The organism is Shewanella sp. SG41-4, from assembly GCF_014164505.1.
Taxonomy (GTDB): domain Bacteria; phylum Pseudomonadota; class Gammaproteobacteria; order Enterobacterales; family Shewanellaceae; genus Shewanella.
In genome coordinates this window covers 1-13,342 of sequence record NZ_JACJFI010000104.1, presented here as the reverse complement: position 1 = coordinate 13,342, position 13,342 = coordinate 1, and the positions used below count along the sequence as shown (strand labels likewise).

Here is a 13,342-nt window from a genome sequence, read left to right as displayed (position 1 = left end):
TTTTTACCACAAATGGCCATCGATACCGGTATTTTAACTGATACTGATCTGGTTGCAATGGATCCACCCGGTGAAGCCCCTTATCGTGATATTGGCTTAGTGTGGCGTCAAACGACTAGCCGTATTTCAACGTTTAGAACGTTAGGTTTAGCTATTCAACAAAAGCTGCTGGCACAATCGTTACCAAGTTTATTGTAACTTGAGATCTAAGTGATGGGATGAATCGATGAAATGGTTTATTTCAGATCTGCAGTATCTAACGTGTAATTTAGTGTCGAAATAAGGCTATTGAAGCGTCAATAGCCTTTCTGCTATCTGATTAGTGTAATGCTCGCCGTGTCAGCCATTTTTAAGATTGGGTAAACTGAACTCAGTTCTAGACATTAGTCAATTTTATAGGGGCAACACCATACACTTCAGTTGGATGTTTCTTACCTTTAAGCATTATTGGGCCTAAGTCTGTCAGTTCATATTGACTATTTTGTTGCTCAAGTCGATGTACCACATCTCCAGATAGTAACATTCTTTGACCTAGCGGATTACATTGGTCTTGTAGTCGTGCCAAGGTATTTAATACATCACTAAAGAAACTAATCTCTTGCTTATGAACGCCGACAACAGCGGCGACAACTTGTCCACAATGCGCAGCAGCTTTAAATTTTGGCACAAAACCATATTGTTGTTCAAAATATTGTCTTTGCCACTGCAGTTGCTGGCAAAATTCGAAATAGATATTCATACAACGGTCTTTTTTAATACCTTGCTCTAATGGCCAATGGATAAGTACTGCGTCGCCCATGTAACGATAAATTTCAGCTTCATTATCGGTTACGGTATCCGCTAACATGCTAAAGCTATCTTGAATTAGACGGCTAAAGCGATAATCACCTAAGGTTTCTGCATGAGCTGTTGATGAGACCATATCGATAAATAAGAATAACTGTTGTTCATAACGTGGTTTGTGGTATTTACCAAGGCCAATATTGAGCAACACTTTAGGGCCAACCAACAACGACATTTGCTCAATAAAAGCTAAGCTGACCCGGACCACAACCAGATAAACCACTAATGCCTGAAACGAGGGGCTATAAATAATCTGCACTGTGAGCATTTGTCGTAATGTCACCATGTGGTTCTCAATCGCCCACATGTTTAAAAATTGTGTCACGTACGCCAGGGTTGTTGCTCCAAGTAGCAAAAACAATCCTTTAAACACCACAGAAAATAAATAAGGTAAACGGCTAATGGCGCTAAAATCCGCTATTAAATTGGACATCCAATGCAAGCCGCCAAATACAACCCCCATCATTATGGCAAGTGTGGCGAGATCGGCATTGCCAACAGCCCATTCAGGCAATTGCGATGATTGTGAGTAACGAAAAAAAACGAAAGAAGCCATTGCTACACACCAGGCAAAAATAGCGAACAATAATTTTTGAGTTTGACGGCGTGCTTTCACGGAGGATATGGTTGCCTAAATGGCTTAGTATATAAGGAGGGTAGTTTATAGAAATTTTGCTTACTTGTGATAGTTTATTTGTGATTTAGATCAATAGAAGTGAAAAAATATGTGATCAAATGCAAAGACATTTTGGCTTTGTTCAACACAGAATGACCTGCGGTAACGACAAGTTATGAAAATGCATTGATTAAAATTTGCTGAGTAAAATCAATTTTAAGATAAAAACCTCGGGGATTTGATAATTGAATATTACCCTCTTCGTCGATGCTTTGGGTGAGTGCTTTGCTATTAGCTGCTTTTGGGCGTAATTGCAGTACTTCACCATGACGTGCAGTAATTTTATCAACTTGACCTAGTGCAATTAACTCCATTATCTCTTCCCAATCTTGTTGTAACTGTCTTGCTTGTGTCGTGTTGGGTTGCCACAATATGGGGGTTCCTATACGGCGCTCACCGACAGGGATGCTCCGTTCGCCTTCAACCGGAACCCATAACACTCTCTGCAATTTATGGTAAACCAAACTGTTTTCCCAAGTCACTCCCTGAATGTTTGTCAGCGGTGCCACTGTGACATAAGTGGTCTCAAGCGGTTTACCTTTGTGATCAATCGGGATCGTTTTGAGCTCAACCCCTAAATGTAAAAAGTCTTGTTCGGGTTTTGATCCCGCCAGCGCACCTAATTCAGATTCAATCAGTTGGCCAACCCAGCCTTTATCCCGGCGTAGGTCTGCAGGCACTATGACGTGATTATCGGCCGCAATATCAGCTAAACGAATACCTGCCATATTGTGAGCTCTTTGCATTAATTCGTTGAGATCTAAGGGCGATGATTTAGCCATGAATGAGTATTTGCCTCTGGGGAAATGAATAAGTAGACGATCAAAATCAACAGACTATGCTATCAAGTAATATTCATCGAGAACAAGTTTAGTTAGTTATTTACGATGTGGTTGAAAAATGACCATGTTTTGGTTGGTTAAAGTTATTTGATTGAATTCCTCTGTAATCATATGTTTTAAATGTATTTTTTATGCCATGGTTGTTTTTATAATATACTTGTCCCGAGTTACAGTCGTTTTTCCCCTGCATTTCACACATACTTATCCACAGATTTAATGGATAAGTGTAATAAAACCTGCCTTTAACTGATTAAAAACACCAAGTCAACGCAATAAAACGGCTTTTTAACGGGTTTAATTTAAAATAAGCCTTGTTATTTGTGTATAACTTAAGTTGCTAAATGAGTGATTAGCTATCTAAATAGACCTTGTTTGTTTTTTGAACGATCCTGGCGATCGGTTATAATATTAATTAGTATTTTTTTTCAATACATTGTTTATATTGAAATAATTTATAATTAAAAGCTATTTTGTTTGGGAGGTATTAAGTTGGTTTTTAGCCTGTTATCAAGCTTTACCAAAGTTTCGAACAGAGATATCCACAGATTTTGTGGATAATCCACAGGGTCGCTTGGTTTAATTGTTGATAATTTTGATTTATTAACATTGTTATTCAATTATCCACAGTAAATAGAGGTTTGCCGATAGGCATGCTTTGTGAAACAATCAGAATATATAAAATTTGTTATTTTTGGAGTCCATGTGATTGATAGCGACGTCTTTCGCGCAAATGTGGGCATCATTATCTGTAATAAATTTGGACAAGTTATGTGGGCCAGACGTTTTGGTCAACATTCATGGCAGTTTCCGCAAGGCGGGTTAGATGATGGCGAATCTGTAGAAGAAGCCATGTATCGAGAACTTTACGAAGAAGTGGGACTCAGACCTGAACATGTTCAAATTTTAACATCCACTCGATCTTGGTTACGTTATCGGTTACCCAAGCGTTTGGTACGCCAAGAAAGCAAACCCGTTTGCATTGGCCAAAAACAGAAATGGTTTTTACTACAATTGAAAGGTCACGATAATACTATTAACTTGAATTCTTCTGGTCATCCTGAGTTTGATGATTGGCGTTGGGTGAGTTATTGGTATCCTGTTCGTCAGGTTGTGTCTTTTAAACGCGACGTATATAGAAAGGTAATGAAAGAGTTCGCATCGACGACATTAGCGCTGCAAACGCGCGAGTTTAGTAAAAAACGAAGCAAACAACGGAGTTAACTGATTTCAAAGAGGATTGAAACAGTGTTAAATATGCTCAGGGATATCACTCAAGCTGTTGCCAGAGCCAGCAGCCTTGAAAGTGCATTAAACATATTAGTGTCACAAACTCGATTAGCGATGGCTACCCATTGCTGTTCTATTTATATCCTTGAACAACAACATCTAGTGTTATCGGCCACTGAAGGTTTACAACAATCTGCCGTTGGCCGAGTGAGCATGCCATTATCGCAAGGTTTAGTAGGCTTAGTTGCTGAACGTGAAGAAGCCGTTAACCTTGCCGATGCTCGTATTCACCCTCGTTTTAAATTATTTCCAGAAGCCGAAGAAGAAGAATATCGTGCATTTTTGGCTGTGCCGATCATTTTTCAAAAACAGGTTGTGGGCGTTATTGTGGTGCAACAGCCAGAAGCCCGTCAGTTCAGCGAAAGTGAAGAAGCATTTTTAATGACTTTAGCCGCTCAACTGGCGGTGGTTGTACGGAGCTTAAAACACAAAGCTGCTATTACAAATGTACAGCAACAAGTGGTTTTCAGTGGCGTTAATGCATCAAGTGGTATTGCGATTGCTCACGGCCTAGTATTAGGCGGTGTAATTTCACTGGAACAACCTGAGGTTAATTGCTCTGATATTGATGTTGAAATTCAGCGTTTAAAGTTGGCCATGCAGCGTTGTAAAGACATGTTGTCGTCAATATCACAACGTTTTGAGCGCGAAAAGTCTGCGGATGTGGCCTCTATCTTTACCGCATTTCAATTATTGTTAGACGACTCTAGCCTTGGTGGTGAATATGCCCGTGAAGTTGCTTTAGGCTGGCAGGCTGAGTCAGCAGTAAGTCGAGTGTCACTGCGCTATATCAAGCAGTTCTTGGAAATGGAAGATCCCTATTTAAAAGAGCGCGCCAGTGATATTCGTGAGCTTGGACAAAAGCTACTTCGACAGCTTATTGAGCCGGGTAGGTTAGAGTTAGAGCCTGATAAACCAGTTATTTTAGTCGCTAAAGAAGTCGATGCCACTTTATTGGCTGAGTTTCCTCGTCAAAAGCTGGCTGGTATTGTCACTGAGCGTGGTGGGGTTAATGCTCATGCGGCTATTTTAGCCCGAGCTTTGGGTGTACCCGCCATAGTTGGCGTTGATGATGTGTTATCAATCGACATCGATCAAAAACTATTAGTACTCAACGCTAACCGTGGCCAGCTATTGGTATCGCCATCTCAATCAGTAATTGAAGAGTACCAATTACTGATTGATGCCGATGTTGAGAAGCAAAAGCAATTTTCTGCTGAATTAAACCTACCATCTGTGACTACAGATGGTCAGCGGATCCATTTATATTTAAATGCAGGCTTATTGAGCGGTATTGCTTCTGAAATTGCTGGATGTGCAGATGGTATAGGGCTGTATCGAACAGAAATTCCTTTTATGTTACATCAACGCTTTCCGAGCGAGAGCGAACAAATTAATGTATATCGTCAGGTACTCAGTGCCGCTGGTGATAGACCCGTTGTCATGCGGACATTAGATGTTGGCGGCGATAAACCGTTACCGTATTTTCCAATTAAAGAAGACAATCCGTTTTTAGGTTGGCGTGGCATTCGTTTATCGCTTGATCATCCTGAGTTGTTTTTAGTGCAATTGCTCGCGATGCTGCAAGCTGCAGGTAACGGCAATCAATTACAGATATTGCTACCATTGGTCAGTAATCTGGATGAAATAGATCAAACATTAAAATACTTAGAGCAAGCGTTTACCGAACTAAACCAAGAATTAAAGACTATTTTAGTGAGGCCTAAGGTCGGCGTTATGCTTGAAGTTCCGGCATTGTTGTACCAATTGCAAGATGTGGCAAAACGCGTCGACTTCGTGTCGGTGGGCAGTAACGATTTAACGCAATATTTACTGGCCGTCGATCGTAATAATCCGAGTGTGAGTTCATTATTTGATAGTTATCATCCTGGTATTCTTAGAGCGCTTAAACGGGCTGTCGATGAATGCAGACTATATGACTTAGATGTGAGTGTTTGTGGTGAGCTTGCGGGTGAACCCTATGGTGCATTGCTTCTAGTGGCAATGGGTTATAACAAGCTCAGTATGAACCAAGGCAGCTTAGCCAGAATCAATTTCTTACTCAGACGTGTATCAAAGCAAGAGTTAACGGACTTATTAGAATCTATTTTACAACAGTCAAATGGAAATCAGGTGCGGGGATTGTTAGCTAATTTCTTGCGGAAACATGATTTACTAGATTTAGTTAACATAGATTAGTAATACGATTGAACCTGCTTAGGAAAATCTTAAAGGATTTTTCGAAGCGGTTCGTAACATCATCAAGTTCAATTTAAGGATGTCATCGTGGATAGTTTACTGCAGGTATTTTTAATTTGCCTTGTTTTAGGTTCTGTCGTGGGCTTTTTGGCTGGGCTGTTAGGTATTGGTGGTGGGTTAATTATTGTCCCTGCGCTATTGTATATCTTACCTTCAGTGGGTATCAGTTCAACCCAAATTACGCATGTTGCTATCGCGACATCACTAGCATCCATTATTTTAACATCTATGTCATCAGCAACAGCCCATCACAAGCGCGGCAATATACCTTGGGAGCTGTTTAAGCCCATATTTCCAGGTATTGTCATTGGGTCGTTAGCATCAGCATTTGTTTCAGAACAAATAGCATCAGATGATTTACAACAGGCTTTTGCTATTTTTGTGGTGTTAATGGCCGTGCAAATGGCTTTTCCATTTAAAGTCAAAACGGGTGGCAGTATGCCAAGTTTTGCAGTGTTATTGGTTATATCGACAGCGATAGCGTTAATTGCTGGCTTAATGGGTATTGGTGGCGGGGTATTGCTGGTGCCATTTTTGAGTTATTGCGGTTTACAAATGCGCCAAGCTGTTGGGTTTTCGTCGGCAACAGGGATGCTTATCGCGGTGTCCGGTACGATTGGTTATATCATCGCAGGTTACGATGTACCAAATTTACCCGAAGGCTCGTTTGGGTTTATTTATCTGCCAGCATTAATCGGCATTATCATTAGTTCCATGCTGTGCGCACCTATCGGCGTAAAAGCGGCCAGCTCTTGGCCTACACCAGTATTGAAAAAAATATTTGCTTGTTTGCTTGTTGTGGTAGGACTAAAACTACTATTAAGTTAATCCTGAACTGTTTCTATACAGTTACAAAAACGCCTTTGTTCAACTAGAACAAAGGCGTTTTTTTCAGTCTATAAACCATAGACCATCAACAGATAGCGATCATTAATTAATGTGACTGATATTATACCGCGAAAGGGTATTTAATCGCATCGTGATGCTGATAATCTTCAACGCTAAAGTCATCCAAGGTTACCCACGTTTCGATGTCTTTTAGGGTTTTAATCTTTGGATTGATGATTAACTTAGGCGATGCAAAGGGTTCACGTAAAAGCTGAATATCCCGCATGGGTTCAAGTTGGTCTTCGTAAATGTGCGCATTGACTATCTTATGGTACGCCTTACCGGGTTTATGGCCAGTAATCTGGGCCATTAACGCAAGTAATACATATACTTGTACCATGTTGAAGTTTAACCCTAATGGAACATCACAACTACGCTGTGTGCTGTTGAGGTACAAAGTATCACCGAGTAATGAAAAATGGTGCTCGTACATACATGGTCGTAAGCAACCTAAGTCAAATGCGCCAGGGTGAAAGAAGGTTAAAATCTCACCGCGGTTATCGATACCATTACTGAGGTCATCGACGATTTGTTGCAGTAAGTCGACATGGCCACCTTCAGGCTTTGGAAATGCACGCCCTAATGCTCCATAAATCAGCCCCATATCATCAGGCCCTTTACGATTTGGGTTATCTAACCATGCTTGATTTTCATTAGCGTTAGCGTCCCATGTTTTAGTGCCTAACGCTCTAAAATCGGCCGCATTTTGGTAACCACGTAAATAACCTAGGATTTCAGCTATGGCTGACTTCCAGAAGCTTTTACGTGTGGTCACTAAAGGGAATTGATTGTTACCAACATCATAAACTAAGTCGGCATTAATGACAGTTAGGCACTTTTTGTTTGTTCGTGCATTTTTAACCCACTCGCCTTCATCGACAATGCGTTTACACAGGTCTAAATACTGTTTCATTGATTTCAATTCCTTTTTTGCTTTTGTCGATTATACCTAATCAAGCTTTGTAAATCCGTAGGCGAATGAACTTTAATTTGATAGATTTTGCTATTAATGAATGCTTAACACCTCGGTTAAACCGAGTTCATGTCAAGAAACAATCGATTATTATTGTTTGAAAATTTAAGATAGGCTGAGCCCATTGTTTTTTAGGAGTGTTGTATGGAACGAGCAATTAAGAACTTCTTAAGCCAAGAGTCTGCGGGTGGCATTTTATTAATGGTTGCAGTCGCTTTGGCGATGATTTTAGCCAATTCCCCTTTAGCGGGAGTATATCAAGGATTTTTAGCCACAGAAGTACAGCTACGTGTGGGCGATTTAGATATCGATAAGCCGTTATTACTGTGGATTAATGATGGGCTAATGGCGTTATTCTTTTTATTAATTGGTTTGGAAGTGAAACGCGAACTACTTGAAGGGGCCTTATCAAGTGTGGCCAAAGCTTCATTACCCAGTATTGCTGCTATTGGTGGCATGGTGTTTCCGGCGTTGTTTTACTTAGCATTTAACTACGCAACCCCCGAAACACAAGTCGGATGGGCTATTCCTGCAGCCACAGACATCGCTTTTGCCCTAGGTATTATGGCGTTACTTGGTAGTCGTGTTCCGGTAGCGTTAAAAGTGTTCTTGTTGGCGCTAGCGATTATTGATGATCTCGGGGTCATAGTCATTATTGCTCTGTTTTATAGTACTGATTTATCCATGACAAGCTTGGTCATTGCAGCGGTATCGATTGTGCTTATGGTTGCATTGAACAGAAAAGGGGTCAGTTCTATATTACCTTATGGTTTGCTTGGTTTTATTCTATGGGTGGCGGTTTTGAAATCTGGAGTTCATGCCACTCTTGCCGGTGTGATCATTGCGTTTTGTATTCCACTTCGCGCAAAAGATGGTTCTTCTCCATCGGAGCATTTAGAACATAAGCTGCACCCTTGGAGCACCTTTATGATCCTGCCTGTGTTTGCTTTTGCTAATGCTGGTTTGTCATTAACGAATATGACTTTAGATTCATTTGCTGAACCTATAACATTAGGTATTATTATGGGGCTGTTGCTAGGTAAGCCTATTGGGGTGCTGTTATTCAGTTATTTAGCCGTGAAGCTTAAGCTAGCTGAACTACCACCAGGGATTGGTTGGAGGCACATTATCCCTGTTGCCGTTATGTGTGGTATCGGATTTACCATGTCAGTGTTTATTGCTTCGTTAGCGTTTGAGCATTCACCTGCGGTTTATGGTGATTACGCAAGACTTGGTATTTTAACAGGATCGTTATTAGCAGCGCTAATTGGCTATTTTTGGTTAGCCAAAGTACTGCCTGAAACAGGAGAGAAATCATGAAACGGATTAAACTAACCTTGGGAATGTTGTTAACGTTGTTTGTTATTCCCGCATCGGCTGAATCGTTCAATGTTTGTCTAAAATCATCAGAGTCACCCACTTGCCAAAGTTATCTAGAAGGTGTGGTAGATGGTGCTTTGATGTACCGAGACGGTCTGGCTAAGAAAAGAATCGAGCCTAATGATTATGAGTCAAGAGCACTAAAATACCGTGCCGGTAAACGTTATCAAACGGCAAACGTGAATTATTGTGCTAATCATATTCCGGTAAAATCTGAAATAGTATCTGCACTCGCTGAGCAGGTGTCGTTAAATAATGTCAGTAATAGCGATGAGCTAGAGACTGTTATTACTAGTTTGATGGATTGCCGTCAGAGTAAGTAAACCGCATTATTAATTAACGCAGCCGTTTGGCTGCGTTTTTTTATGCTTAATCTTAGCTAATAAATAGGTAAATTAATGTTTTGGTTGAGTACTAATGATCAATGAGCCGCCTGATTTACGCTTTATTTGCTATAGTTGTGTGATTGATTTTGTTTGGGTTAGTAATTGATATGCAGCATTTAAATTATAACCATTTATATTATTTTTGGATGGTACAGAAAAAAGGCTCGGTAACTAAAGCGGCTGAAGCATTGTGTCTGGCTCCGCAAACCATAACTGGGCAAATTCGTGCATTAGAAGAGCGATTAAAAGGCACGTTATTTAAGCGCGTCGGTCGTAATTTAGTTGTAACCGAGTTGGGTGAATTAGTATTTCGTTATGCCGATAAAATGTTTAGCTTGAGTTATGAAATGATAGATTTACTTAACTATCAAAAAGATAATTCATTGTTATTTGAAGTGGGTATTGCTGACGCACTATCTAAGGCATTGGTTAGTAGAGTGCTGTTAACCGTTATTCCTGATGATGGTTCTGTGCATTTAGCGTGTTATGAATCGACTCACGAAAGTTTAATTGAGCGTTTACGCGAGCATAAGCTTGATATGATCTTATCTGATTGTGCTGGAGGCTCGTTGAAGTATCCCGAACTTCTATCAAAAAAACTGGGTGAATGTGGAGTGAGTTTCTTCTCAGCTGAAACGATTCCACTCCCTTTTCCCGCGTGTCTTGAGCAACGTAAATTACTCATACCGGGTAAGCGGACATCATTAGGGCAACAACTACATGGATGGTTTGCCGAAAAAAACCTTAATGTCAGTATTTTGGGAGAGTTTGATGATGCAGAAATGATGAAGGCATTCGGTTATTTTAATCGAGGTATTTTTGTCGCACCGTCTATTTATCGTCATGATATACTGTCTCAAGGTATGGTATTACTTGGTGAAACCACCGATATTAAAGAAGAGTATCACGTGATGTTCGCTGAGCGAATGATCCAGCATCCGGCAGTAAAGTCATTACTGGCTACGGATTTTAGTGATTTATTTGCAGGACGAGATCTACAAGTACAAAATTTTGAAAATCGTATAAGCTAGCTTGTTATATAGACATCAGGAGATTTGTGTTGGAATTAATGAATATAGCTCGTGTACGTTGGGCATGCCGTCGTGGAATGTTAGAATTGGATGTGTTGTTTCAACCCTTTGTCGAAACCCAATACGAAGCCATGATCGATGATGATAAAAACACTTTTATTCGGTTATTGGAGTGTGAAGATCCGGAGTTATTTGCTTGGTTCATGGGCCATGAACAATGCCCAGATCCATTGTTCGCCAATATGATAGTCAAAGTCCGTGGCAGAGCCGCACCTTAACCAGCCTATTGATTTGTTGGTCAATACTAGTACTCATATGCAACAATTTGCATTGAGTGCTTCATTTTTGCAGCGTGCTGCCCTAATGGTAGCATTTGCTGTTGTATTAACGAGTTTTTTGGCTTGGCCTCATTTTCCTTCCTTGATATACCGCATCACGCAAATGTCATTATTCCTTAGCATTATCTTCATTTTTGTTTACAGCTGGCGCAGTTTATCGAATTGGCGTTGTTTGCTTACTTTGGGTGACAAGGGATCCGGTACGTTATTGCAGGGTGAAAATGGAAGTCTCAATAAAATAATACTCACTAAAAAACCGTTTATTAGTCCATTACTGTGCGTAATTTTTTTACAACAAGCTCAAACGGGTGACAACAGGATATTACTGGTGTGGAGTGATATGCTAGACGACACAGCATATCGAAATCTGTGTCGTCTGTTATTAAGCCATTAATGATGTGAAGCCGAGTCACGTTGACAGGGTTTAACGGCTGGGTTGTAAAATGGTTGGTTTAGGATTGTCGATTTGTTCTGGATAATCAATATTATAATGAAGCCCTCGACTTTCTTTACGTTCCATTGCACATCGAATAATCAATTCTGCAACTTGTACCAAATTACGTAACTCTAATAAATTGTTACTGACACGGAAGTTTGAATAATATTCTTCAATCTCTTGTTGAAGCATCAAACATCTGCGAAGTGCTCGTTCTAATCGTTTATCTGTTCTGACAATGCCGACATAATCCCACATAAAGAGTCGTAATTCGTGCCAATTATGGGCGATGACGACTTCTTCATCAGAGTTAGTGACTTTACTTTCATCCCATACTGGTATCGGGCAAGGCATCGGGATTTTATGTAGTAAACCCTCAATATCTTGTGAAGCTGCCCGGGCAAATACTAAACACTCGAGTAGTGAATTGCTCGCAAGTCTATTAGCGCCATGCAAGCCTGTGTAAGCTACTTCACCAATAGCATATAAGCCATTTATGTCTGTTTGGCCATGGAGATCCGTCATCACGCCACCGCAAGTATAATGTGCAGCAGGCACCGCTGGGATTGGATCTTTGGTGATATCAATGCCCAATTCAAGACAACGCTGATAAATGGTTGGAAAGTGTTTAATGATAAAATCAGCAGGTTTATGACTGATATCTAAATAGACACAATCTGCACCCAAACGTTTCATTTCATAATCAATGGCGCGAGCAACAATATCACGAGGAGCGAGTTCAGCTCGCTCATCGAAGTCGGGCATAAAACGGCTGCCATCAGGGCGACGTAAGTAAGCGCCTTCGCCTCGTAATGCTTCCGTTAATAAGAAGTTCTTGGCATTTGGGTGAAATAAGCACGTTGGATGGAATTGATTAAATTCCATATTAGCAATGCGACAACCTGCGCGCCACGCCATTGCAATACCATCACCACTGGCAATATCAGGGTTAGAGGTATATTGGTAAACTTTTGAGCTTCCTCCAGTTGCGAGTGCAACAAACTTGGCTCTTACGGTTTCTACATGTTCCTCATCGCGATTCCACACATAAGCACCAAGTACACGGTTACCTGGTCGATGCAATTTACGAGTGGTGATTAAATCAATCGCATTGTAACGTTCAAGTACTTGTATGTTTGGGTGAGCGATTGCACGTTGTTGCAATGTGGTTTGTACCGCTTTACCGGTAGCATCGGCAGAATGCAGAATACGACGATGACTATGTCCACCTTCACGAGTTAGGTGATAGGGGGCGGTACTATTATCGACTCCAGCTAAGGTTTCTTCTTTATCAAATGCCACACCACAATTAATTAACCATTGCATGGCGCTTTTGGCATTTTCTGCGGTGTATGTCACAACTGATTTATCGCATAATCCGGCGCCAGCGATTAAGGTATCGTTGACGTGGGACTCAATTGTGTCGCCTTCATCAAAAACGGAGGCGATTCCACCTTGAGCATACAAAGTTGACCCTTCAGATAGCGGGCCTTTAGAAAGAAGAATTACTTTTGATTTTTCAGCAAGATGTAGTGCTAAAGTTAGTCCTGCAGCACCGCTGCCGATGACCAAAATGTCAGATTGGTGTTCAACTGCTTGTTTCATCAGGTATCATGGTGTGGCTTTGTGGTTTGATCATAGTAAATCAAATTACTAAGACTGGGTACTTTAACAGCGTATTTTATTGTGATTTTGCTTAGATATTTTGTTTATATGTAAAATAAATTAAATTTTTTTAATTCAATATCGAACTTTCTTCATATCAGTAGGTCTACTTATATGAACAGGATTCGAGCGACTGAGAAATCAGCATTACAGATTTAGGAGTAGTCGGCTCGGATGAGTGGACAATATAGTGATCAACAATTAGTTGAACGAGTACAGCAAGGCGATAAAAATGCATTTAACCTGTTAGTGCTGAAGTATCAAAATAAAGTGATGAGTTTGATTTCCAGATATGTTCGTAATCAAGCGGATGTTGCGGATGTGACGCAAGAAGCCTT

At 40.6% G+C, this 13,342-nt stretch carries 12 protein-coding genes and 2 pseudogenes; 10 read left to right on the top strand and 4 right to left on the bottom strand.

Features of this window, described 5'->3' with window-relative positions; translation table 11 throughout:
* Window positions 1-198 (top strand): annotated as a pseudogene (locus tag H5202_RS11385) (hydrogen peroxide-inducible genes activator); the annotation flags it as partial.
* Between the two features lie 178 nt (window positions 199-376).
* On the opposite strand, the gene H5202_RS11380 reads toward H5202_RS11385, so the two are convergent.
* Both H5202_RS11380 and mutH read right to left on the bottom strand, forming a co-directional pair.
* On the bottom strand, window positions 377-1,399 hold the full coding sequence (locus H5202_RS11380) for an adenylate/guanylate cyclase domain-containing protein (RefSeq protein ID WP_220493846.1): 1,023 nt from the start codon (window positions 1,397-1,399) through the stop codon (window positions 377-379).
* A gap of 233 nt (window positions 1,400-1,632) precedes the next feature.
* Complete coding sequence (gene mutH, locus H5202_RS11375) at window positions 1,633-2,301, bottom strand: DNA mismatch repair endonuclease MutH (protein ID WP_182772176.1); 669 nt, start codon at window positions 2,299-2,301, stop codon at window positions 1,633-1,635.
* Between the two features lie 762 nt (window positions 2,302-3,063).
* Here mutH and rppH point away from each other — a divergent pair.
* The 3 genes from rppH (at window position 3,064) to H5202_RS11360 (ending at window position 6,735) form a co-directional block, all read left to right on the top strand.
* Window positions 3,064-3,582 (top strand): RNA pyrophosphohydrolase, encoded by a 519-nt coding sequence (gene rppH, locus H5202_RS11370; protein ID WP_182772175.1) that lies wholly within the window; start codon window positions 3,064-3,066, stop codon window positions 3,580-3,582.
* Between the two features lie 24 nt (window positions 3,583-3,606).
* A complete protein-coding gene (gene ptsP, locus H5202_RS11365; RefSeq protein ID WP_182772174.1) occupies window positions 3,607-5,847 on the top strand; it encodes a phosphoenolpyruvate--protein phosphotransferase in 2,241 nt (746 codons plus the stop codon).
* Between the two features lie 87 nt (window positions 5,848-5,934).
* The gene (locus H5202_RS11360; protein WP_182772173.1) at window positions 5,935-6,735 is read left to right on the top strand and encodes a TSUP family transporter; all 801 of its coding nucleotides are present in this window, start codon (window positions 5,935-5,937) and stop codon (window positions 6,733-6,735) included.
* Between the two features lie 121 nt (window positions 6,736-6,856).
* Here H5202_RS11360 and H5202_RS11355 read toward each other — a convergent pair whose 3' ends face one another.
* On the bottom strand, window positions 6,857-7,708 hold the full coding sequence (locus H5202_RS11355; protein WP_182772172.1) for a thymidylate synthase: 852 nt from the start codon (window positions 7,706-7,708) through the stop codon (window positions 6,857-6,859).
* 204 nt (window positions 7,709-7,912) lie between these two features.
* On the opposite strand from H5202_RS11355, the gene nhaA reads away from it, so the two are divergent.
* The 5 genes from nhaA (at window position 7,913) to H5202_RS11330 (ending at window position 11,297) form a co-directional block, all read left to right on the top strand.
* Window positions 7,913-9,088, top strand: coding sequence for a Na+/H+ antiporter NhaA (nhaA, locus tag H5202_RS11350; protein ID WP_182772171.1), 1,176 nt, complete (start codon window positions 7,913-7,915; stop codon window positions 9,086-9,088).
* The gene (locus H5202_RS11345) at window positions 9,085-9,471 is read left to right on the top strand and encodes a hypothetical protein (RefSeq protein ID WP_182772170.1); all 387 of its coding nucleotides are present in this window, start codon (window positions 9,085-9,087) and stop codon (window positions 9,469-9,471) included. The genes nhaA and H5202_RS11345 overlap by 4 nt, the downstream gene beginning before the upstream one ends.
* Before the next feature lie 170 nt (window positions 9,472-9,641).
* Window positions 9,642-10,565 carry a transcriptional activator NhaR gene (gene nhaR / locus H5202_RS11340; RefSeq protein WP_182772169.1) on the top strand — a complete coding sequence of 308 codons (924 nt, stop codon included), beginning with the start codon at window positions 9,642-9,644 and terminating at the stop codon, window positions 10,563-10,565.
* A gap of 29 nt (window positions 10,566-10,594) precedes the next feature.
* A complete protein-coding gene (locus tag H5202_RS11335) occupies window positions 10,595-10,843 on the top strand; it encodes an FAD assembly factor SdhE (protein WP_182772168.1) in 249 nt (82 codons plus the stop codon).
* Window positions 10,824-11,297 (top strand): protein YgfX, encoded by a 474-nt coding sequence (locus tag H5202_RS11330; protein WP_182772167.1) that lies wholly within the window; start codon window positions 10,824-10,826, stop codon window positions 11,295-11,297. Before H5202_RS11335 ends, H5202_RS11330 begins: the two co-directional genes overlap by 20 nt.
* A 30-nt stretch (window positions 11,298-11,327) precedes the next feature.
* Here the strand turns inward: H5202_RS11330 and nadB are convergent, their stop codons facing one another.
* Window positions 11,328-12,944, bottom strand: coding sequence for an L-aspartate oxidase (nadB, locus tag H5202_RS11325; protein ID WP_182772166.1), 1,617 nt, complete (start codon window positions 12,942-12,944; stop codon window positions 11,328-11,330).
* 234 nt (window positions 12,945-13,178) lie between these two features.
* Between nadB and H5202_RS11320 the strand changes: the two are divergent.
* Window positions 13,179-13,342 (top strand): annotated as a pseudogene (locus H5202_RS11320) (sigma factor); the annotation flags it as partial.

Coding starts and splice junctions, on each gene's coding strand:
- H5202_RS11345 (WP_182772170.1), top strand. CDS start 9,085: ATGAAACGGATTAAACTAACCTTGGGAATGTTGTTAACGTTGTTTGTT.
- mutH (WP_182772176.1), bottom strand. CDS start 2,301: ATGGCTAAATCATCGCCCTTAGATCTCAACGAATTAATGCAAAGAGCT.
- H5202_RS11380 (WP_220493846.1), bottom strand. CDS start 1,399: ATGGCTTCTTTCGTTTTTTTTCGTTACTCACAATCATCGCAATTGCCT.
- nhaR (WP_182772169.1), top strand. CDS start 9,642: ATGCAGCATTTAAATTATAACCATTTATATTATTTTTGGATGGTACAG.
- nadB (WP_182772166.1), bottom strand. CDS start 12,944: ATGAAACAAGCAGTTGAACACCAATCTGACATTTTGGTCATCGGCAGC.
- H5202_RS11355 (WP_182772172.1), bottom strand. CDS start 7,708: ATGAAACAGTATTTAGACCTGTGTAAACGCATTGTCGATGAAGGCGAG.
- nhaA (WP_182772171.1), top strand. CDS start 7,913: ATGGAACGAGCAATTAAGAACTTCTTAAGCCAAGAGTCTGCGGGTGGC.